General features: G+C 42.4%; 15 protein-coding genes. 9 read left to right on the top strand and 6 right to left on the bottom strand.

Annotated features, from left to right (window positions below; genetic code table 11):
- Positions 1-113: 113 nt before the first annotated feature.
- The 4 genes from thiL to MSHOH_RS21550 all read right to left on the bottom strand — a co-directional run bounded on the left by thiL (position 114) and on the right by MSHOH_RS21550 (position 5,361).
- Positions 114-1,127, bottom strand: coding sequence for a thiamine-phosphate kinase (thiL, locus tag MSHOH_RS21565; protein WP_048143776.1), 1,014 nt, complete (start codon positions 1,125-1,127; stop codon positions 114-116).
- 623 nt (positions 1,128-1,750) lie between these two features.
- The gene (locus tag MSHOH_RS21560; protein ID WP_048142838.1) at positions 1,751-2,545 is read right to left on the bottom strand and encodes an anaerobic ribonucleoside-triphosphate reductase activating protein; all 795 of its coding nucleotides are present in this window, start codon (positions 2,543-2,545) and stop codon (positions 1,751-1,753) included.
- Between the two features lie 89 nt (positions 2,546-2,634).
- Positions 2,635-5,019, bottom strand: coding sequence for an anaerobic ribonucleoside-triphosphate reductase (gene nrdD / locus MSHOH_RS21555; RefSeq protein WP_048142836.1), 2,385 nt, complete (start codon positions 5,017-5,019; stop codon positions 2,635-2,637).
- Between the two features lie 90 nt (positions 5,020-5,109).
- On the bottom strand, positions 5,110-5,361 hold the full coding sequence (locus tag MSHOH_RS21550; protein WP_048142833.1) for a glutaredoxin family protein: 252 nt from the start codon (positions 5,359-5,361) through the stop codon (positions 5,110-5,112).
- 954 nt (positions 5,362-6,315) lie between these two features.
- Here MSHOH_RS21550 and radB point away from each other — a divergent pair.
- Positions 6,316-7,026 carry a DNA repair and recombination protein RadB gene (radB, locus tag MSHOH_RS21545; RefSeq protein ID WP_158024299.1) on the top strand — a complete coding sequence of 237 codons (711 nt, stop codon included), beginning with the start codon at positions 6,316-6,318 and terminating at the stop codon, positions 7,024-7,026.
- 251 nt (positions 7,027-7,277) lie between these two features.
- Here radB and MSHOH_RS21540 read toward each other — a convergent pair whose 3' ends face one another.
- On the bottom strand, positions 7,278-8,378 hold the full coding sequence (locus MSHOH_RS21540) for an inositol-3-phosphate synthase (RefSeq protein ID WP_048142829.1): 1,101 nt from the start codon (positions 8,376-8,378) through the stop codon (positions 7,278-7,280).
- Between the two features lie 645 nt (positions 8,379-9,023).
- On the opposite strand from MSHOH_RS21540, the gene MSHOH_RS21535 reads away from it, so the two are divergent.
- The 8 genes from MSHOH_RS21535 (at position 9,024) to MSHOH_RS21500 (ending at position 20,185) form a co-directional block, all read left to right on the top strand.
- Complete coding sequence (locus MSHOH_RS21535; protein ID WP_048143774.1) at positions 9,024-10,043, top strand: S-methyl-5-thioribose-1-phosphate isomerase; 1,020 nt, start codon at positions 9,024-9,026, stop codon at positions 10,041-10,043.
- Positions 10,044-10,453: 410 nt separating this feature from the next.
- Positions 10,454-10,621 carry a preprotein translocase subunit Sec61beta gene (locus MSHOH_RS21530; protein ID WP_048142827.1) on the top strand — a complete coding sequence of 56 codons (168 nt, stop codon included), beginning with the start codon at positions 10,454-10,456 and terminating at the stop codon, positions 10,619-10,621.
- A gap of 61 nt (positions 10,622-10,682) precedes the next feature.
- Positions 10,683-11,624 carry an alpha/beta hydrolase gene (locus MSHOH_RS21525; RefSeq protein ID WP_048142826.1) on the top strand — a complete coding sequence of 314 codons (942 nt, stop codon included), beginning with the start codon at positions 10,683-10,685 and terminating at the stop codon, positions 11,622-11,624.
- A 115-nt stretch (positions 11,625-11,739) separates the two neighbouring features.
- Complete coding sequence (locus tag MSHOH_RS21520) at positions 11,740-11,973, top strand: hypothetical protein (RefSeq protein ID WP_158024253.1); 234 nt, start codon at positions 11,740-11,742, stop codon at positions 11,971-11,973.
- Positions 11,970-12,938: a MarR family winged helix-turn-helix transcriptional regulator gene (locus MSHOH_RS21515; protein ID WP_048142822.1), complete on the top strand. Its 969-nt coding sequence runs from the start codon at positions 11,970-11,972 to the stop codon at positions 12,936-12,938. The genes MSHOH_RS21520 and MSHOH_RS21515 overlap by 4 nt, the downstream gene beginning before the upstream one ends.
- A 152-nt stretch (positions 12,939-13,090) precedes the next feature.
- Positions 13,091-15,214 carry a MutS-related protein gene (locus tag MSHOH_RS21510; RefSeq protein WP_048142820.1) on the top strand — a complete coding sequence of 708 codons (2,124 nt, stop codon included), beginning with the start codon at positions 13,091-13,093 and terminating at the stop codon, positions 15,212-15,214.
- A gap of 802 nt (positions 15,215-16,016) precedes the next feature.
- The gene (gene ppk1 / locus MSHOH_RS21505) at positions 16,017-18,206 is read left to right on the top strand and encodes a polyphosphate kinase 1 (protein ID WP_052730990.1); all 2,190 of its coding nucleotides are present in this window, start codon (positions 16,017-16,019) and stop codon (positions 18,204-18,206) included.
- Between the two features lie 347 nt (positions 18,207-18,553).
- Positions 18,554-20,185, top strand: a complete 1,632-nt coding sequence (locus tag MSHOH_RS21500; RefSeq protein WP_048142817.1) for a Ppx/GppA phosphatase family protein — start codon at positions 18,554-18,556, stop codon at positions 20,183-20,185.
- A gap of 124 nt (positions 20,186-20,309) precedes the next feature.
- On the opposite strand, the gene MSHOH_RS21495 is transcribed toward MSHOH_RS21500, so the two are convergent.
- Complete coding sequence (locus MSHOH_RS21495; protein ID WP_048142815.1) at positions 20,310-22,952, bottom strand: CYTH and CHAD domain-containing protein; 2,643 nt, start codon at positions 22,950-22,952, stop codon at positions 20,310-20,312.
- Between the last annotated feature and the right edge of the window lie 241 nt (positions 22,953-23,193).

Raw genomic sequence — 23,193 nt, 5'->3', positions numbered from 1 at the left:
AGCCTGAAGTTTGTCCTATTTATGTGGTAGTGCGAGCTTTGTCAGTCATAGTTTCTTAATTTTTCTCTCACTCCAGGCTCTTGATTTACGGGGGTTACCATTATTCAGGAAAGCTAGTCAGCCGTTTCGGCTTTTAGCTGCTGGTATCCCAGCTGTTTTACAGCTGTCAGCCTGCATTCGGGGGATTCAAGCATAATACCAGTCTCGTACTCTGTGCATTCCCCTATGATAGTCAAGTTACATATATTTTGTACTTTTTTCAGCCGTTTCGGGTCAACTGTAAAGACAAGTTCAAAGTCTCCGCCTGTATAAAGGGCAAATTCGAGCAGTTCCTCAGGACCTGAAGCGAATTCTCTAACTTCCTGGAGAATCGGAAGAGCATCTTCCCAGATTCTGAAGCCCACTTTACTCTGCCTGGAAAGGTCGTAAAGAGACATGGCAAGTCCGTCGCTGGTATCCATCATAGATGTGACTGCACCGGACTCAGCCAGTTGCCGGGATTCCTTTATGCGGGGGATGGGTTCAAAGAGAGCCTTCAGGACAATTTCACTGACCGGCTTTTCCGACTGAATTGCCTTAAGAGCTGCTCCGGCTGACCCTGTATACCCTGTAACACAGACAAGGTCTCCCGGTTTTGCTCCTTTTCTCAGGAGGAGCTTGCTTTTTTTAACTCTTCCCAGGGCTGTTCCTGTAATTGTCAGTTCTGCGTGGGTATCAAGATCGCCTCCGATAACAGCGGTCCCGCAGAACCCGGCGCACGCCTGTATGCCTCTTGCAAGCTCTTCTACAAAAACAATTTCAGTATCTGCCGGCATGCCTATTGCCATAAGAAGGCCTGCGGGCTCTGCGCCCATGGCAGCGATATCGCTCAGGTTTACGGCTGCGGACATCCAGCCCATCTGCCAGGGAGTCATCTCTGCCGGAAAATCCGTTGTCCTGTGCAGCATATCAGTCGTAACAACCAGACAGTCTTCACCTTTCAGGTAAAGGACGGCACAGTCATCGGAACCGGCACCTATAAGGATTCCTTCCTGTCCTTTTTCCTCTCCTTCAGGGGCATTGAAAATCTCAGATAAGCGGGAGATTAAAGCGCGCTCTCCGATTGAAGACACTTTTGTTTCTTTCATAATCATTTTTTAGAAGCAGTTACTTCCGATTTTATTTTTTGTAGATACGTACCATTTTTCCGGGCTAAAATGGACTGAGTCTCTCTCCTTTATTTAATTTTTGTAACCCCGGAGGTTACAAAAAGTTTGGTGACAGGTATAAAGAAGTTTAGAGATTTTTCGATTTCCTGTCAGAGGGCAACGGAATACCAACAGAGATGCTATGGAAAGTGCTCCAGAAGAGCTCTTCTCCTCCGGAACTCAAATCCAAAGCAAGAATTTATCAGGGGTTGAATCAATTTCTTTTTATTCTTCGACATGTATAAGACTTTTGTAAACTTCAAATGAATTTGAACCTAAAATACGTTTTTTTCTGTAAAATCCGTAAGGTAAAATTGATGAAAAAAACGAAAATTGAGTAGATTATAATAGATTTCTGAAAACACAGCACAAAAGGTAAAAACTCTAGAAAAATGCCAGTGAAAGATACAGTAATATTATAACTAAGCTATTTAATAAAGGACCTGTTTACTGGTGAATCTGTTTTGTTGGTGAATCGGTTTAATGGTTAGTTGTATGTGATGGTTAGTTGTATGGCGGCGAAATTATTTAGTGGCGAAACTATTTAGTGATGCCAAGTCGGATCAAATAACTTCTTCACCTTCTTCTTTTGTCCTTATCCTTACTTTTTCCAGGAAACTTTTCGCTATTTCCCCAAGTTCAAAAAGTTCTTCTCTTTCCAGAATTCTGGTTTTCCTGAGATCTTTCTGCAGGCTATGTTCAGGAATTCCTTGCTGCAAAACGTATGTAACCCCTTTATTTTTGACGTGTTTTGAAATCCACGCTGATATCAGGAATATTTCCTTCTCGTTTCCGATGAGGTTTCTGATTACAGTTGTCCGGAGTTCCAGTTCCATGCCGCGGGTGTCTGCAATCTCAATCGTTTTCGTAACAGCTGCAGTAATCTCCTCTGGTGTCCTGGAGGGACGGATATCTGCTACTCTATATGTCTCAAAACCTGCAACCTTTCCATAGAGCTCCGGATTGTCAAGAGGAGCTTTTATGTCAACAAATAACTTGTCAACCAGTTTTCGCTCAACCAGTTCGGCTACTCTTTCAGGGTAACAGCCGTTTGTGTGAACTCCTACCAAAAGCCCGATACTTTTTGCAAACTCTGCAAGGGGAATAATAGCCTCCTGCATAAGGGGCTCCCCTCCTGAAAAAACAACCGCACTTACAAAAGGTTTTGATGTTTTAATCTTCTCTTTCACAAAATCAAGTTCGACAAGACTAGGCCCTTCAAGGTAAGGATGGTTCTGGCAGTAAGGACAGCGAAGAGGGCACCCCCGAAAAAAGATAGTAACAGCAGCCTTACCTGTCCAGTCAAGAGTTGAGATCGGGATAGTTCCTGCATAATTTACTTTCATAGCAGTTACCATTTCCGGTTTATGTTTCCAGTTTATGTTTTCAGTTTATGTTTCCAGTTTGTATTTCCAGTTTATTTATGTAAAAAAGGATTTAAGGGAGCTCACCTGAGTTCCCTTGTGCCGTATCTTTTCCTGTCCTTGAGTTCCTGGCGCTTACCTCTGTTCCAGCCTTCTACGGACTGGAGATATCCTGTAATCCTTGAGAGGTGCTGTACGTGTTCAGACCCACATTTCGGGCAGTTGTCCAGTAGTCCTGCAGCTACATATCCTTCGTCGGTGCATACTGTCATGTCCCTTGTGAAGGCAAAGTAACCAGTCTGTGTGTTCTTTGCTATATGCATGGCAAGCTCCTGCAGACCGTCAGGATCAGGCTTTCCTTCCCCAAGCCAGATATGCATGATATTTCCTCCGTCCACAATCGGGAAGAAAGTGTGCTCGTACTTTATCCTTTCAGGCAGGGAGACATCGGCTCCGGGGGGGATGTGAGTGCCGTTGGTATAATATATTGGCAGATCCCGTGTCTCGTTGAACTCTTTCATTGCGGTTTTCAGATCTCCCTTGATTGTGAGCTGTGCTTTGTCAGCATATTCTCTGTGCAGAAGGTCCGAGACTGCAAAGCGCTGGGCTGTTGTTTCTGCAGGAGTCCTTGCAAGGGCAATTTCCATACCGTTTTCCTTCGAAAGTTTCTGGGCATGCATTTTCATTTCGAACATAGCCCTGATAGCAAGCTTATACGCAGCAGAAGACTCGTGGATCTGGTAACCTGTATGGTACTGGACCATCTCATTGATCCCTACAACTCCAATCGTATATACAAGGCTGTCAAAGTCAACAGCCATTGCTCCTTTTTCCCCGTTGTTAGGGTCCTTGGGACACTGGGCTGCAAAGGGAATCCTGTTCTTCTTGATCAAGCTGTTCATCCATTTTCTTTTGATTTTGAAGACTTCCACACCTTTGTTCATCAGATTCTTAAGTTCGGTGAAAAGCTTCTCATCATCATATTCAGCCCTGTATGCAGCCCTCGGGCAGTTTAAGGACAGAACCATCCACGAGCCCATTGAGAAATGCTTTCCGTCCCTGAAGTGCAGCTTGTCATCGAATTCCTTATCATCGGTAGGGTTTGCAGAGAACTGGTAAGCGCAGCACTGGTAGCATGAAATCCCTTCTCCCGCACCTCTGTACTCGGGAAGCTGGTTGTCAAAGTAAGGAGTCCCGAATTTGGCAGCCAGTTCAAAGGTCAATCTGTAAAGTTCTTTGTAGGTTGGGAGTTCAGGGTGAGATTTGTTAAAGTTCTCGTCTTCTTCCGTGAAGTCGGGTTCTAGAGAAATTTCCGGTTTGGGGAAGCTGAAAGGTTTGCCCCAGGCATCTCCTTCAAGCATGACATCCATAAGGGCCTTGAACCCGAGCCTGACCTCCTTTTCGAATTCTCCATAGGTCCTGAGGGGAGCCTGCTTTCCGTCCCAGACCTTGCCCATGGCAATAACCGGGATATTTCTCCAGAGCTTTGGGACGCCAGGGGAGAGCTGGACCGAGGAAAAGACAGTCTGTCCGCCTCTTGCACACATCATCTGCATCATTTCATAGACGAACATCTGCATGAGCTGTCTGATCTCTACTTCGGACTTTCCCTCCAGATAAGGCGCAATAAAAGTCAGGAAATTGTAAAAGCCCTGTCCTCCTGCAAAATTAGTCTGAGCTGATCCCATTGCCTTCACAGCATGCAGGAAAGCTACTTCGGCATTCTTTGCAGGTTTTGCAACACTTGACTGTGTTCCAACCCCATCAGGCATGAGCCCGTAATAAAAGAAGTATCGAAGGTCCCAGTCCTGGCAAAAAGGTCTTGTGCCCATATATTCGAGGTCATGGATGTGGAAGTCACCGCTCAGGTGAAGGTCTGCAAGCTCTTTTGGCATCAGGAGGAGATTTTGCTCTTTGGACATTTTGTCGGCTTTTCTCTTGTGAGATGTTTCGGCATTATTCAGCTGGTTTGCATTATCGTTTGCCCCGAAGCCATATCCTGAGTCGATTTCATAAGCATCATAAACAGATGCCCCGACTCTTGTCATTATATTTCTCCATTCCACATGCCCTCTGTCAAGCAGAATATTATTTACTATCTCACGGATAAGAGGACCTGAAAGGAATTTAATATTCATTTTTCTGATTATTTTCTCGGCTTCTTTTGCAATATCAACAGCTTCTTCTTTTGTGATTGCAGGCTTGCTGTAGAAGATCTCGCTCAATTTTGTTTCTTTCAAAAGCTGGCTTACAATGATATTCCTGTCCCAGTTAAGAATGAAACCTTCTGTTGTCCTGACTTTGGGGAGGGGGGAGACGGACAGCCCGTCAAGTGTCTTCTGTACGGGCTGATTGTCAGATAACTGGTCATTTTTGGGGAGGGAAGAGATGGAGAGCCCGGTAAGTGCTTTTTGCACTGGCTGGCTATCGGATAATTCATCATCGGTTAAGAAAATCTCGCCTGTCATTTTCTCATCTTCAGTAATCGTTTAATGATTGGATGGAATTTACAAACTTTTTAAGCGGTCTTAAATTTTCAGATGCCTGTGTATGTCATGTTACACAATTTTCATGATTTTTTCAGAGTCTACTTCTTCCCCATGGAAGAGCTCCGCATAGGTCAGGAATTCGTTATTAATCTGTAAAACAGGCGCTGTCACTGTAAATACTCCATTAAAACGCAGCTCGGTCAGGGCCTCTGGCGTAGACATATCTGCTACTTCGAAAGGTACTGAATTTGCTTCCAGGAATTTCTTCAATCTATTGCATTTAGGACAACGTTCGGTTGTGTAAACTATTACTTTTGCCATACTTTGCGCCCCTCTTATCTATGGTACAATATTTCTCTGTATTTTTACTTCGTATTTCGCATGCTTTCGGCATGCATCTTTACTACATTCTATTTTTATTTCCGGTGTGCAGAGAGGGATTGTGCCGGCGCAGAATGCGTCAAAGCAACAAAACAAAACCCTGCACGGGTACCATTCCATAGCCAACCCACTAATTGTATAATAACTCTTCCAAACTAGTCAGCGATTATCGGAACAGGGCATGCAGTTTCTAAAGAGTGCCCTTTAGATATCGTTTTTCACTCCATTGAGTGAAGTTTATCTTTATTTCCAGGTAATTATTCTAAATGCCCGATCTTACTTATAATGGTTTTTCAACCCATGTTTGGATACAGTTACCCTCTTACTTTGTATACAAAGATAGCCGTTTGTTATCAGATCTGATAACAAACGTAGGGGCATCTGTTTTTAAAAAAATGCCTGATTCATGAGAATATTTCCAAGTACGGAAGACTTTATCTGGTGTGGAAGGCACTTTGGTGGATATAGGTACGGATAACATATATATGGCTTTATTCCTTGAAAACATCATAACATATTATCAAAGGATATCCCTCTATATCTCTGCTGCGTAAAAATATGCAATCTGTAGCAAAAGACTGTGATTATAAGTAAAGTGAGTTCCTTCTTATACATCTTCCATGATTCCATTCTGTAAAACGTTTGAATTTTCCGGATTTCATGATTCAGGCCTAAGTTTCAATTCTCCATTTTTTCAACCTTTTTTTATCTTTTTTTCAACATTTTTCTACCCTTTTCAACTCTTCAATCTATGTTTCTTTTTTCTTGCTCCTCCTTTTCTACTCTTTTCTACTTTTCTCTTTCCTCCGTTTCTGCTTTCTTTTACATTTTTCAGCCTTCATGGCTCTTTTTTGAGAAAAAACAAAAAATTACGAAAAAAGCATTATATCATTGATCTTTCATACCTTTCTCAAGTGCAAAAAGAGGTGTCAAGTCATAGAGAAACTATTATCTTCCGGTTGTAAACCCCTTGATGATCTTCTTGGAGGGGGTTTCGAAAGAGGAATCGTAACTCAGGTCTTCGGAGCCGCAGGAACCGGAAAAACAAACATCTGTATCCAGCTTGCAGTGGAATGTGTAAAACAGGGGCAGAAGGTCATTTTCATAGACACGGAAGGGCTTTCTCCTGTTCGTTTCAAGCAGATTGCAGGAGAAAATGCAAAGGAAATAGCCAGGAGTATAATTATTTACGAACCTCTCAGTTTTGAAGAACAGTACTCAGCCGTAAGAGAGGTAGAAAGGATAGCAGGTGAGAACATAGGGCTCGTGATCCTCGATTCTGCAACATCATACTACAGGTTTGAGCTGGAAGACGAGGAGACCGGAATAAAAAGCCGCAGAGAGCTTGCCAATCAGATAGGATTCTTACACGCCCTTGCCCGGAAACATAGTTTTGCCGCAGTTATAACAAATCAGGTATACTCTGATGTTATTGCAGGTGGGGTGCGCCCTCTGGGAGGGAGTTCCCTTGAACATATCTCAAAGACAATCATTCAGCTGGAAAAAACAGGTGAGGGTACAAGGCGCGCCATTCTCTACAAGCATCGTTCCCGTCCTGAAGGCTCAAGTGCAGAATTTACAATTACAGCAGAAGGAATTCGGTAAATAGATAAATTCGCTATTAGATAAAAAAATTGAAATAAGTTAAGTTAAATTTGCAGAAAAACATTTTCTGGTAAAAATGCTTTTTCATAAAAAATATCTTCTTTGGTAGAGAATATCTCAGAACAGAAACAAATATAAAATTCCCAAAATATAAAACTCCCGGATGTTTTCCGGGATCTTATGGATTGAATCTTTTGAGATTAGTTCTTTTTACAGGAATTTTTGCTTTCAGGATTTTCTCCCTTTTTGCTTTAACGCTCTCTGGTGCCGGCTATAAATTCTTCAGTCCTGCGGTATGCCTCATCATCAGGGTACTGGACAGCCGGATGTTTCATGAAGTAAGAAGCCGGGGAGTACAGTACTCCTCCTATCCCTCGGTCAAGAGCAAGTTTGCAGCAGCGAATAGCGTCAATAACTACACCTGCAGAATTAGGGGAGTCTTCCACTGAAAGCCTGAGTTCAATATTCATGGGTACATCCCCAAAGAGCCTGCCTTCCATTCTGAGGAAACAGACCTTGTTATCTTTCTGCCATGCAACATAGTCACTCGGTCCTATGTGGATGTTTTCATCCTCAAGCTTCTGTGAAAGCACGGACTGAACGGCTTCGGTCTTTGATTCACGTTTGGAAGCAAGCCTGCTCCTGTTGAGCATATTGAGGAAATCGGTGTTTCCGCCGGTATTCAGCTGATAGGTTCTGTCGAGCCTTACACCGCGTTTTTCAAACAGGTCAGCAAGGACTCTATGAGTAATCGTTGCCCCAAGCTGGGCTTTTATATCATCGCCTATAATAGGAATATTCTTTTCTTCAAACCGTTTTGCCCATTCCGGATTACTTGCAATAAAAACAGGCATATTGTTGATAAAAGCCACCCCTGCTTCAAGTGCACATCCGGCATAAAAACGGACAGCTTCTTCGGAACCTACAGGGAGGTAATTGAGAAGCATATCTGCGCCCGAATCCTTCAGTTCCTTCACAATATCTGCTTTTGCGGCTTCGGGCTCTTTGCTGACAACAAAAGTATAATTTTCCCCATAGTTCTTCATATGGTCAGAGACTCCGTCAAGCACCCTGCCCATGTTTACTTTCACACCTGTAAGGGGAACATCAGGACAAAAAACCGCCGTGCAGTTCGGGGGAGCAAATATCGCCTCTGAAACGTCTTTACCTACCTTCCTGGCATCAATGTCAAAGGCGGCAACAACTTTGATATCGCCGGGCCTGTATCCCCCGATGTCCATGTGCATAAGCCCTATGGGATCTTTATCTTCGGTTTTATAGTACTCAATGCCCTGTATCAAAGAGCTTGCACAGTTCCCGATTCCTGCAATTGCTATTTTTATTTTTGTCATAAGCGCTTACTCTCCGACGAATACCCTGACTCTCATAAACCACAACTTGATGAAGCAACAGATTTCCAAGACTTCCAAAATTATAGATCCGGAGATTTACGGATTCAAGGTCCCTGAAATTATGAAAGTATAATTCCTGAAATTATTCCTGAAATTACAAATTTTCCTCTATTACAAATTTTCCTCTATCTCAGCTATGGATTTAAAATCTTCTGTTATTTGTACTGTTACTTTATAAATCTATTATATCTAACTTTGCCCCTCTTGAAAGAAATATTGCGTTTATTTATATATATCTAAAACGCATTCTAAAATTTGCTGGCTTGTAGTAAAATAAAATTATTAATCAGACGTCAGGCTTCTGAACAGCTCACTTATAAGTTATTTTTAGGCAAGACAGAGACCTTTATTAATCTAAACTTCTTATTCAAGTTTTTCGGGTTGCTTAATCAGGTTGCTTGATTATAAACTGTTGATCATAAATCTAATCTGTTTATAATAAACTTAACCTGCCGAGTATAATCTGAAGAAAAAGCTCATCCTTCAAAAGGAGGAGTCGAATAGGTTTTTATCGGATGGACGGCTTGAAAAAGAAGTCGGAGAATTTTCCGGCAGAACCTGATGTTTACATCGGAAAGTGATTTAATGAGGACAATTGACTGGAACGAAGAGTCCAATTCTGTGGTACTGGTAGACCAGACCTTACTCCCGCAAGAATACAAAGTAATAGAATGTAAGACCCTGAGCTCCCTCTGTGAGGCTATACAGTCTCTCAGGATAAGGGGCGCACCTGCACTCGGGGCTGCAGGAGGTTTCGGAATTGCCCTGGCAGCTTCCCTTAGCGGGGCGAAAGACATTGAATCCATAACCAGAGATCTCAGGGTTGCGGCTAAAGCTCTCAAATCAACACGCCCTACAGCTGTGAACCTGAGCTGGGGTGTGGACAGGGTCTTAAAAGCAATTTCTGATGCCTTCGATGTTCAGGGTATCCGGGATATTGCCCTTCAGGAAGCCAGAGATATTGCAGAAGAAGATATCGAAACAAATAAGCTGATAGGCAAATTTGGGGCAAAGCTCCTGAAAGATGGAGATACCGTACTTACACACTGCAATGCAGGCAGGTTAGCCTGTGTTGACTGGGGTACAGCCCTCGGAGTTGTGCGTTCGGCTATTGCAGAAGGCAAAGAGATCAAAGTTCTTGCCTGTGAGACAAGGCCTTTAAACCAGGGAAGTAGGATCACTACCTGGGAACTCATGCAGGACAAAATCCCTGTGACCCTTATTGCAGATTCCATGGCTGGCTGGGCAATGCGCCAGGGGCTTGTAAACAGCGTGCTTGTAGGGGCTGACCGGATTACCCAGGATGTTGTTTTTAACAAGATAGGGACTTATACGCACTCTATCCTTGCAAAAGAGCATGAAATCCCCTTTTATGTAGCAGCTCCGATCTCTACTTTCGACTTTAAAGGCTGGGAAGGGAGCACAAAGATTGAAATGCGAAATCCTGATGAACTGCGGTTCACAGGCTGTGAACAGCTTGCCCCGAAAGATGTTGAGGTTTATAACCCTGCCTTTGACGCAACTCCCATGGAGAATGTGACTGCGATGATTACGGAAAGAGGCGTATTTTACCCGCCTATCCTGCTGGATGAGGTTCTCGTTTGAGATCTTCGGCCTCTGATGTATCTCTGACTTTGGCTCTGACTTTTGAGATCCTTAAAGTCAGAGGCTTGTTTTCATTACAGAAATGATTCAAAATTGCTCTGCAGGATTTATATATGAGAACTGTAAATTATATGAAAACTATAAATTATATTATAACTGTCTAAATGAATAGTTCAAATTATAGTAATTTTATTACAGTAAATTTATATCGGAGTTACATTTTTCTAATCTCAAGGCAATATTCTCTCAAGATAATATTTCCATAAACAATTAATAATCACTTTAAAAATAATCCTTGATAGAACTCTCACAGATATCTATAACAAATCTTTAATTATCGCAACTTTCAAGCAAAAACATAATTTAATCAATTAATCAATATCATATACATTCTTAAAGGTGTTTCACTCATGGCTAAAAAATCAGGTTCCGGACTTCAGTCCTCAGCAGGGCTCATGCGCTATTACGAAGCTGACAAAAACGCAATTCATATTCAGCCCAAAATAGTGCTGATAGTAGGCGCCCTTGTAGGCATAGCAGTATTATTCTTAAGTGCTGTAAACGGCTTCTGGCCGTAATTGCATTTTTCTGGCAGGGTTCCCTTGAGCAGGCATAGTTCTGGAAAAAAGAGTTAGTAATATGAAGAGATCTTCTTCAGGAACCAGAACTCCAAAACCTGCAGTTTTTGTCCTGGGTTTTCTTTTTATACTGGTAGGTATCTTCGGGATCCTGTATAATCCTTCCAATTCCCTAACGGAAACTCTTACCTGGAAAGTTTCGGAAGCAGGAATTTTATCCTTTTCAGAGAGAGAAGGATCTGTATTTACAATTCAAAAAATTGAAGATCTTTATTCTCCTGAAAACCCGGATACTCTGAAACTAATATCTTTTGAGAGCAGAGGCGATAAAGTCCAGGCTCTGCTGAGAGTTCCTGCAAACGCTTCCTCTTCCTCTCCCGGAGTAATTTTACTTCCTGGAGCAGGTGTTAGTAAAGAAGGAGAACAGGGACTGGCTGTAGAGCTCTCTAAAATGGGGTATGCAACCCTTACCCTTGACCAGCGCAATCAGGGCTCAATAAACGTTGAAAGGGATCTTGAACTCTTCAGAGCGGACCTTGAACCCGTTGAATACCTTATGGTGTATGACGTCCTTAAAGCCGCAGATGTGCTTGCTTCCCAGCCGGAAATCGACCCGGAAAGGCTTGCAGTTCTGGGGGAAAGCAACGGAGGCAAGTTCGCGATTATCGCCTGTGCCCTTGATCCTTCCCTTAAAGGGGTAATAGGGATAAGTACCTCGGGGTATGGCACTGAAGAGATCGACCCTGCGAGCGTGACAGATTCCGAAGCTTATCGGTTCTACCTTTCAATTGACCCGGACACTTATCTTAATGCCCTGCCGCCTTCAAAATTTGTTATGATCCATTCTTTTAACGATACGATTATCTCTCATGAACTTGCACTCAGGACCTTTGCCATTGCAGAAGAGCCAAAGGCAATGTACAATACTACTGAAGAAACGCACGGATATACGGCTTCCATGCGTCCTTATCTTGAAAAAGAACTTGCGCTAATTCTTTCTTGATTTTACTCAGTATTTTTTACTAGATTTAGTTGATTCAATTTCTTCAAATTCTCTTTTTTATATCCCGATTAAGTTTGCAGAAGAATATTCAATTTACAGAGCTTCTGATTTCTTCTTGAGAATTCTACAAGAGCGAAACGAAGACACTTCAGGTATTTTGTCTCTCAGCAATGAAGATGAGATTCTTGATGCTTCTCTTGACAGGCTTAAGGAAATTGTCAAAAAAGAAAACAAGATATACCTAATTTTTGTTGAGAATTTGCATGAAGTATTCCGGCAACTCGAGCCGAAGGTAACAAAGAATTTCTGGAGAACTTCGAGAAATATGAATCCAGAACAGAAGGGATGACACACCTCACCGGCGGCAGTCCAAGACTTGTAATCTTTTTCTATGAACTGATTGCTAGAGATAATTTTGAAGATCTAGAAAAAGTGTTTTTCAAAATACTGGACGAACACACTCCTTATTATCGAGAAATATTTCAGCTTCTAACAGGTCAGAAGAGGCTAATATTTGATACGATTATATCTTCTGAATCTCCTATGACTCCAAAGCAAATCGCTGAAAAGTCAAGAATTGATGCTTCAACTGTCATAACACAACTTCGAAGACTGGAAAAGGACGGCTATGTTCTTTCAAGACCTGCGGGAAGAGAAACTTTCTATGAAGTGCGTGAGAGACTTTTCCGTCTCTGGAGGGATATGCGGCAGCCTCTTGGAAGAAATAGAATTTCCGTATTTCTAGATTTCTTGAAACTCTGGTATACTTCGGAAGAACAAAAAGAAATCAAAAAAATAACAAGTAATGAATCACTTGAAATTGTAAATACCCTCAAATTGGTTGAAGCTTATTTGTCTCTTGATAAAGTTGTCGAGGCCATCACTGAAATTGAATTAGTAAAGAGCAAAATAGTTGATCAAGAACCTTACTTAATTGAGGAATTTATTAACCTTTGTTGGAAAATTATTTTCAAAGAATTAATAATTAAGAACCTTGGGAGTGGGAAAAAACATATAAACATCGTTTTTGACTTGAAGTCTAGACTTAAAAAAGAAACATTTGAAGCTTCGATGATGAACTTTTTCAAAACAGCGATTGATTCTGGAGAATTCGAAGTCCTCAAAATAGTTATTGATGAAATTATGGAAATTAAGGGTGGTATCTGTCCAGAACTTCTAAAATCTCTGGTAAAAGCGGTTGAAATCATAGAAACAAAGGATGTTCAGAAATATTATAAGTTACAGGTTGAAGAGCGAGAGATTGTGGCTGATATTGTTCAAAAAATTTCTAAATCTGGAGACCTGTTGCTATGAGAATATAAAAAACTATAATGGTATTCTTGGTCAACATACAGTGAAGTAGTAAGCTGCACTAACTTTAATTTGTTTGCCAAAGCTTTTATATTTAAACCTTTATTTTAATTCTCTTAGCTATATTATTTAAATAATTTCAAATTGTTATTCGAATGATGTCAGGGCGAAATATTTCAGGTTTACGGGAACTTCATGGAATAGGTGAGCGAGTAGCCGGCAGGCTTGTCGAGCACTTCGGGAGCGAGGACGCAGCTCTCCAGGCAATCCTTGAAGGGGATATAGCTTCGCTTTCTGAGGTCAACGGGGTCAGCCACACATTTGCCCTTTCCCTTGCCAGAGACGTCAGGGCTCGGGCTGAAGGATGTGCGATTTCCGACTTCCTGAAGACAAAAGAAGCCCTTGATCTGTACTCCCGCCTGCTTGAGCTGATAAAAACCTTTGCTCACACTTCACATGCCAGGGACAAGCTGGACCTTTTTTATCCATTCCCAGCGTCCCGCATGGACCTTATTGAAGAGAGGCGGGCTTTTGTGGCAGAGTATCTGGAACTAGCAGACACTTTCTCTGCGGATACAGAGTTTCTCAATCTTCTTTCAAGGGTTAAAAAACTCAGGCCTGTACCTGGAAACCTGAGAGTAAGAGACAGGATAATTATTTCGGGGGATCGGAAAACTCTGGATGCGGCCAGGGAAAGGTTCCAGGAGTTTCTATCTGTTCAGGCAGTGGAGGACTTTTCCGAGTTCGTAGATCTTGCAAGAGGATACTCAAATGTTATTGTTTTTGATGATACCTATCTCAGTTTTGACCTTCCTGAAGGGATTGAGCCTGAACTTTTCCAGGATCCCTTAAAAGCTGAGTTCTGGCAGATCCTGCCTGAAGTAGAGCTGGCTTTTTTTGCAAAAAATCTGGACTGCATCCTTGCCTGCCTGAACATAGCATCAGCTCTGCGGGCCGGAGGTTTCGGTTTCTTTGAAGAACTTTCAGGCGTTGAGCTTGAAAATCTTAAAACAGCCCTTCTAAAGGTGGGAGAGGACGGAAAACCCATTGAAGGACTTGACTCCGAACTTGACAGGCTTGAAACTGCTTTGAAAAACCTTGACCCTGTACTGACCTCTACCTTAAATGAAGCAAACCAGCGCATGAACCGGACACTCGAAGCCAGTTCTCTTACCCTGAGCGGGCAGGAACTCATCAAGCTTGTAAGCGGGGGAATGGAAATCAAAGATCTGCTCGCAAAAGAACTTCAGAGAGTCTATACGGGTGAGATCGAAGCCGTAAAAGAGGAACTCTCAGAGAAGCTCAACTTCCAGAAACAGGAAAAGCTGATGCTTGATTCCCTCTTTTCCGATGAAATTTCCTATCCCCTCAAAACAGAACAGGCTCAGCTGCAGCTTCTCAGACAAAAACTGAATATGTCCCTTGAGAAATCAAGGCTTTCCCGCAAAAGGGAACTTGCAAAAATTCTCTCAACCTTCCACCAGCGTGTAGAAAGGCTTGTCAGGGAGGTCCTTGACTTTGACCTGGGTTTTTCCATAGCCTGCTTTGCCGCACAGTTCCAGCTGAACATGCCGGCAATTATTTCTGAAGCCGGAATTGGCTTTGAAGCCGGAGAAAATCTTTTTTTGAAAGCCAGGTATGGAGAAATTGACCCTGTAAGTTATTCCGTCGGAAAAACGAGCTTATCTCCTGAAGGTCTGGAAAACAGGGTTGTACTTTTGAGCGGGGTAAACTCCGGTGGGAAAACTTCCCTGCTCGAACTGCTTGCCCAGTGTGTGGTTCTCGGACATATGGGCTTTCCGGTTCCTGCAAGAAAACTTGAACTCGGGCCTGTAGAAGAATTCTATTACTTCGGAAAATCAAAAGGAACTCTTGATGCAGGAGCCTTTGAGACCACTCTCAAACAGTTTTCCGTGCTTTCCGAAACTTCCGGAAAACTTGTGCTTGCCGATGAGCTTGAATCGATTACCGAACCCGGAGCATCAGCCCGGATTATAGCAGGAATTCTTGAATATCTCGCCCGGAGCGAAGAGAGCCTCGGAGTTTTCGTCTCCCATCTTTCGGAGCTGATCCTCGAGAACACCTGGACAGAGATCAGAGTGGATGGAATTGAAGCCGAGGGACTGGACTCCAGCCTTGAACTGATAGTAAACCGAAATCCGGTATACAATCGCGTGGCAAGAAGCACTCCTGAACTGATTGTGGAAAGATTATTGAGGAAGACCACGGGAAAAGAGCAGGAATTTTATGCTCATTTAAAGGATAAATTTAAAAACTAAAGGAAAACCGGCGCTAAAGTATAAGTTTGAGTGCTGAAACACTGATTGAGTGCTGAAACATTGATTGAGTGCTGAAACATTGATTGAGTGCTGAAACATTGATTGAGTGATCAAATATTGATTAAAGGAACAGACGAATTAGTAAGTTATGGATCAAAACTTACAGGAAATTTAAGCTTTTTAAATTATATAAAAAAGCTTACTATCAGGAAAATTTCAAAATTTCTTTTAAAACTTCCTAATCTCTTACACATAGACACTTTCTGCATGTATGGTATTTTCTGTCTATTTTTGGTGGTTTCTTTCTGATAATATCTTGTTATTTTCTTTTTTGTAAATACACTTTATTCTTTTTTTTGTTTATTTTTTTCTGCTTTCTAAGAGATAATATTATAAATCTTTAGTACTATATATTAATAAATAGTAGTGAGTTTGCTAGGATTTCGGACAGTCTTTACATTTCTGTTAATCCAAAAGTCTATATATGGCTTAGTGTCAATGCTTCTCCGATCACTTTATAAGAAGATGTGCTTTACCTTGGACAGGAAACCGAAAACCTCAGCTAGCTAAACGGTATTGGAAGGGTTGATATTCAGTTCAGGAAATATTTTTTCCGAAAGCTGGCTGTTCTGGCTGTCGTCTGATCGCGGGCTATCTTCTTTTCAACCCTGATAATTATACTCGATGAACATACGGTAATTATGTCAAAAAATAAAACAGGCAAAGATCTTATACTCAGATCTTCTGATATTTTTAAGAATGGATCTGAAGAGATAAAGAATCCAGGTCACGCGTGATAGGAATGGAGCGGAACTTCCCAATTCAGTGTGCAGATTTTGATAGGCTAGTTACGGATAGTGTTGAGGGAGTCCGGGTTGAAGTATCAGGCATGCCTGACCTGAGTGACCCGTGCTTTTATGCAGACAGGGAATACAGCTGGCTCCAGTTCAATGACAGAGTACTCGAAGAAGCTCTGGATGCACGAAATCCTTTGCTTGAGAGAGTAAAATTTCTTTCTATTTTCGGGAGCAATCTTGACGAGTTTTTCATGGTCAGGGTCTCTGGAGTTCAGAAACGTATTACAGAAGGGACAAAGGAAGATCGTGTTGATGAACTGGCTCAGGAACAGCTGCAAGTCATCCGGGAAGAACTTCTAAGACAGCTTCCTATTAATGATAACTGCTGGAACGAAGTACTTGAACCTGCTCTCAGGGAAAATGGAATTAAAGTTCTCAACTACTTCGAACTTTCCGGAGAGGATAGAGAAAAACTCAGAGACTATTTCGAAAGAAATATTTTTCCGCTACTTACTCCTCTTGGTTTCGACTCCGGTCATCCTTTCCCGCATATCTCAAATCTCAGTCTCAACCTTGCAGTACTTATTGATGATCTGGACTATGGCGAACGTTTTGCCAGGGTTAAAATCCCTCCTATGTTCTCAAGGCTGATTGTTGTGCCTGAGGAAGGTCAGGAAAAAATAACTTCCAGTTTTGACGAACTAAAAACAGGACGCTTTGTATGGCTTGAACAGTTGATTGCTGCAAACCTCGATCTACTCTTCCCGGGGCAGCGCATTCTGGGAGCTTATCCTTTCAGGATCACGCGAGACGCAGACCTCGGGTTTGATGAAGATGGGGACAAAGACCTCCTGACTGCTGTAAAGCAGAGAGTAGGGAGAAATTACTTCGGACCTGCTGTCAGGCTTGAAACCGATCATACCATGCCCGAGAGGGTTTCTGAGATACTCCTTAAGAACCTGGAATTGACTCCTCCTCTGATGTTCAGGTCAGCTGCGCCTCTGGGCCTCTCAAGCCTTATGAAGCTTGCTCAAATTAACCGCCCTGAACTTAAATACGAACCCTTCGAGCAGAAAAAGCATTCTCGTATGGCTGATAAAGAAAACATTTTTTCAGCCTTAAAAAAGAAAGATATCCTTCTTTATCATCCTTATGACAGTTTTGAATCGGTAACCGATCTGGTGGAAGAATCCGCTGATGACCCTGATGTTCTGGCGATCAAAATGACGCTGTACAGGGTGGATGACAACTCCAGGATTATCCAGGCTCTCATGAAAGCCGCGGATCGGAACAAGCAGGTTGCAGTCCTTGTTGAGCTTAAAGCCCGTTTTGACGAGGAGAACAACATTGGCTGGGCAAAAGAACTTGAGCGCAAAGGGGTTCATGTAGCCTATGGCTTTCCAGGGCGCAAAACCCATGCCAAGATGTGCCTGATCGTTAGAGCTGAAAAAGAAGGCGGCATCAGGTATTATGTGCATATGAGTACTGGAAACTATAATGCTGTTACAGGCAAAATCTATACCGACTTCGGCTATCTGACAAGCGACCCTTTCATAGGCAAGGATATCTCTGACCTTTTCAATGCCCTTACAGGCTACTCAAGGAAAGATCATTACATAAAACTCCTTGCAGCTCCCCAGACTATGAGACATCAAATTCTTGAACGCATCAGGCGCGAGATTGACGTACATGAAAAATTCGGAAATGGACACCTGATCTTCAAGATGAATTCCCTTGTTGACTATCAGTGCATCCGTGAGCTCTACCGGGCTTCACGAGTCGGGGTAAAGATAGATCTTATTGTAAGAGGTATCTGCTGCCTGAGGCCCGGTATTTACGGGTTGAGCGAAAACATCAGAGCAATTTCGATAGTCGGGCGTTTTCTTGAGCACTCAAGAGTATATTACTTCAGGAACGGCGGAAAAGAAGAAATCTTTATGGGAAGCGCCGACCTTATGCCCCGCAACCTTGACAACAGGGTCGAAGTCCTCTTTCCCGTGTCTTCGGATTATATTCCTGTTGTACGCGATGTCATTCTCGGCACCCACCTGAAGGATAACATAAAAGCCCGTCTCCTGCTTCCCAACGGCAGGACTGAAAGGATTTACCCGCAACCCGAAGAAGAAGAACTGGATTCTCAGTTCTGGATGCTTGAGAACAGAGGTAACTGGGATATTAAGACAGAAGAAAGCTGAAGGGAAAAATCTAAACTTTTCTTTTTTCTTTTTTCTTTCCTTTTTCCTTCCTTTTATCAAATACTTATTCTCTTATTTTCTTTATTTTCTCTTTCATTTTTCCTCTTTTTTACCTATTTTTCTTATTTCTTTTTCCACCGGAAGTTTTTATACAACTTTTCAGAGTTTCATATGGGCAGGGTTTTTGAACTTACAATTTTACATATATAGAAAGATACAAATCATTAAAATAAGAGACCGAAAAACAAATCTCAAATAGAATAAAAATGTGAACGGATATTGTGAAGCTTATGAAGCTCTCGAATCCTTCGAGAAAAACGAAAGGCAGGGCTTTCAGGTGGTCATGAATGGAACCCGAGAAAATTTCCGAAGGCAGGGTTGTTGCGTTTATTGATATAGGGACCAACTCGGTCCGGCTTCTTCTGGTCAGGATCAATCCTAACGGGTCTTACCAGCCCCTGACCAAGCAGAAGGAAACGGTGCGGCTTGGAGAAAAGGAGTTTATAGACAGAATTCTGCAGCCAAAAGCTATGGAGCGGGCAACTGTTGTCTGTAAAAAGTTTATGGAGCTTGCAAGGGCTTACAGGGCAGAAGACATCATAGCTGTGGCAACTTCTGCAACACGGGATGCAAGCAATAAAGTCCAGCTTCTTGAAATGATTAAAAAGGAAGCAAACCTTGAGGTTTGCACGATTTCAGGTTCAGAAGAAGCTCGCCTGATCTATCTCGGAGTCTCAAGCGGGCTCAGGCTCGGATACTCAAAAGCCCTTTTTATCGACATAGGTGGAGGAAGTACTGAAGTGTCAGTAGGTGACCAGAACCAGTGCTATTTCCTTCACTCCCTTAACCTCGGGTCAATTCGCCTGACAAACATGTTCCTTCCGGATGAAGCAGGTCCGGTTTCCGACGAACGTTATGAGCAGATCAAAGCATACATCAGGCGCAAGAGTGCGGATATAATTAAAGAGCTTTCCAGGTACACGGTAGGCTGCGCAATTGGAAGTTCGGGGACTATCGAAAATCTTGCAAAAATCGCTTTTGTTTACCTTCATAAGACAGCCCATGAAAGTTTTGAGAAACTTGAGTACGAAGATCTGAAGGAGATAGTCAGGGCAATGTGTGCCATTCCGCTTGAAGAAAGGCGCAAATTCCCAGGGATAAATTCCCAGAGGGCAGATATAATCCTTGCAGGGGCTGCGATCATAGAGACTCTTATGGAGGAGCTCGGACTTTCAGAGATTACTGTCAGCAAACGGGGGCTCAGGGAAGGGCTGCTTGTGGATTATATTTCAAAGAGCGAGTTCTCCTACATGGTCACGCAGATGTCGGTAAGAAAGCGCAGCATTATGCAGCTTGGCCTTGCCTGTAACTTTGACGAGGAACATGCCCATATCGTTACAAGGCTTGCCCTTGAGCTCTTTGACAGCATTCAGGCTCTTGGCATCTATGAATTCAGGGAGAACGAGAGAGAGCTTCTTGAGTACGGCGCAACCCTGCACGACATAGGGACATTCCTCTCATATGATACCCATCAAGCACATGCTTACCATCTTATAAGAGAAAGCAGCCTCCCTGGTTTTCAGCCTGAAGAAATAGAGATTATTGCGAACCTTGCTTATTTCCACAGGAAGATTACCCCTAAAAAGAAACACCCCAACCTTGAGGGACTAAGTAAAGAAGCTGTAAAAAGTATCCGGGTGCTCAGTGCCCTGCTCCGCATTGCTGAAGGGCTTGACCGTACCCATACCGGTATTATATCTCATGTTCGTTTCTATATCGCCTCTACTGAAAGTCTTGTGCTTGAAATGCACGCTCAGAAGGAGTGTCAGCTCGAAATCTGGGAAGTTGAGAAACAAAAAAAATACTTTAAGAAGATTTTCGGTTACTCTCTCCAGTCCAAAGTTCTTATAGAACAGGCTGTGGGAGCTCCTTTAGTTTTTGAAGGAAACATTGAAGTTGAGGAAGTCCCACGGGACTAAAACTCCTTAAAAACTTGAGGTTTCTTCAGAAATAAAATTCCTTCCAAAGTGAAGCCTTTTCAAAAATTGGGTTACCTGGATTTTTTTCAATTTAAACTGCTTCTCAAAAATAACTGAGAATCTGTCAGTGGACCTCATACAGGCTTCTGATCTCACTTTCAATTTCCTTTCTAAACTCGCCTGTCTGGACTTTTTCCCAGGCTTCCGGAAAAGTGTCAAGTAATGTTAAAAGCTCTGCTTCTCTATAGGCGAGGTAAGCTTCAATTCCTTCAGGATTTTCGGTTACTTGTTTTTTTTCATTTGATACCTTTTCACTTCCTGGAAGTTCCCAGGCTCCTGTCTTTAGATAAGCACCCAGCATTTCAGTTGCAACTGCTGCGTCATGAAGGTCTCCAAGGTGGTCCTGCAAAACTTTGAAATCCTTGATCAGACCCTCAACTTCTTTTCCAAGGACACTCTCAAAGAATTCCAGAGTATAACGTAGCCCTTTGGCTGCAATCCTGAGCCTGTGCAGCCTCTCAATAGAAACATAGGGTCCTTCTAACCATTCGGAATAGGCGCTTATATCGGCTAAACGGGCGTAGAGGATAGAAGGAAGGACATCCTTTACCCTGTGCGGTAGAGAATCATGTTTTTCCGTACTTGTGGGTAGAGTCCAGGTTTCCGGAAAGTCCAGAAATTCCGAAAAATCTTTTTTAAAACGGCTGTACTTTTCACTGTCCAGGTAATCAAGCATGTCTTCCCTGGCTTTTTCTCTTTCCTCTTCAAGTGTAAGAAAAAGAGGGTCAAGGTCATGCTCATGCCCTGGTGGCAGGTTTTTCAGGTAAGCTTCTGCTTTCTCCCGGAAAACATCCAGGTCCCGGACTCCGCCCAGTGCACCAAGAGTTCTTCTGAGCCCTTTAAGGTGAGGCTCCACTTTTTCGGATTCAAGGTATTCCCCAAACACTATTGCTGCTGCCCTCATTCTGCGGACCGCGACGCGCATATCGTGCAACTCTTCGATATCTTCTCCTTTTCGAGTCCCTTTTTCATGGGCGAGCATCTGGGAGAACTGATATGCAAAGATTCTGTGCGCAACAAAAGCCATGGAATCTTCCGGACTGACCGTGAATTTCTGGGTTTCTCTTCTTTTCTTCTTCTCTATCCTTTTTTCAATTCTGTCCTCAACTTTCTCCCGAAGTTTTTCCTCTCCTTTTTCTTCATCTTCTTCTACTTTTTCTCTCTTTGTTTTATCTGTGACTCCGGATTCAAGAGATTCCCTGGCCTGAATGAATCGCAACTCAGTGTTGAAGAGATATTCCCAAAGTTCGCTTCTCTTTTCTGCTTTTTTTGCAATTTTTTCTGCATCAAGTTCTGTAAGTTCTATTTCGACGGCTCCGTCAAGCTGCCTGAACCTGCAGGGCAAAGAGCTTTGATTGCCGGTTTCTAATATGCTTGCGATCCGGAGAAAAGCAACAAGAGTAAGAGCTTTGTTCTGAAAAGCAGGAGAAAGATTATTATTCGTCTCTTCAAGCGCAAGGCAAAAGTTTTTCTCACTTTTTGAAGAGTCCTGAAGTTCCGTTATCAGAGCCAGCATCTTCAATTCATTAAGTTTCAGGCCTTTAAGGGGATGTGTGAGGATAATCTCCCTGCTGATCAGTGTTTTTTCTTCTCTGCTGGATACGGTACTCCCGATATTCTGCAGAAGAGCTGCAAGTCCAAGTAGTTCTCTTTCTTTTTTTCCGAGTCCGTGATAAGCAGAAAGCCCGTCAAAAAGAGCAAGAGATCCTGCCATTATATTTTCTGCCTTTTCTCTGCTAATCCCGTAATATTTTAAGAGGGTGTCGGCAGACCATTCTTCGTAACCAATTTCTGTCCAGCTCTTTTCTGGATTCCCTCTTCCGGATTGGAAGTAAAATATGAGATTTTTTTCAGGAGTTTTTTCTTTAGATCTTGTAAAAGGAAAAATAGAAAGCCTTTGTTTTTCAAACCGCGAAAGCAGGGCTTCGATCTCAGGTGCTGGAGTTTTGAGTAGAAGGCTTAGTTCTTCGGGACTACTGCCCCTGTCAAGTAAAAGCAGAATTTTAGCCTGTTTCCCGTAGATATTTTTGTGGTTCGCCAGCTGTGTACAGACAGCTCTTTCTCTCAGATCCAGAAGAGTTTTTTCAGGGAGATTTTCCCTGAAAATACAGGCTCTCTCAAATTTGGAAAAAGGACTCTCTACAAGTCTATAATGACTGTACAAGAAAGCTCGGATGGCCTCAAGGTCATCAACAGTCCCTCCGCTTTTAAGTTCAACCTCAAATTCATTGTATATTTTTTTCCTGCTCTCGCTTTTGAGGTTTACTCTGTCCAGATAGAGGTCAGCTATAGGTTTTTCTTCAAGCTTTAACTGGCGAATTATTCTTTTCTGTTTGAGAGTAATAAACGGAGATAGGTTAAGCCCTGAAGTAAATTCAAAAATCATATTCCTAATCCGGAGGTCGGGGCATTCGAGTACGGAAAGCCCTTCAGGCAGGAAACTGACGTATTCTTCTCTCCTGTGGGTTCCTGCTTTAAAACCTCCCAGACTTTTGATGGTGATCCATTTCCCTTTTTCCCCTGAAGATTTTCTCACTCTCAGGTAGTATCCTGCAGCCATTATGTCTTTATTTTCAGTATCAAGAAAAGTGTCTTCATTTAGCTGGATATGGGCTTCAGAAATCGTATAAGAAGCAATCTTGGAGAGATTTTCAAGTGCTTTAAAATCTGTCTCTTCAGGTACAAGAAATTTAGATTCGATTTCCATGTTTCCCCCTATCCGCTATAAATACCGAACATATTGCGTCTGTTTTTCAAGTATACAGTTACCTTCAAATATGCAGTTAACCTTCAAATATGTGCTCAGAAATTTCTCTCTGTTTTAATTACTCTAATTATTCTTCGATTAATCTTATAATGCTCTTCAAGCAATTTCGTAATACTTTAATCTGTCCTTCAAATATTTTTGGCCATTTTTAATGGCATTTATTTACTCTTTAGTGTTTTCT

Origin of the sequence: Methanosarcina horonobensis HB-1 = JCM 15518 (genome assembly GCF_000970285.1) — an archaeon.
GTDB lineage: Archaea > Halobacteriota > Methanosarcinia > Methanosarcinales > Methanosarcinaceae > Methanosarcina > Methanosarcina horonobensis.
The sequence above is the reverse complement of the archived record's forward strand: the minus strand, read 5'-3'. Positions and strand labels throughout refer to the sequence as shown.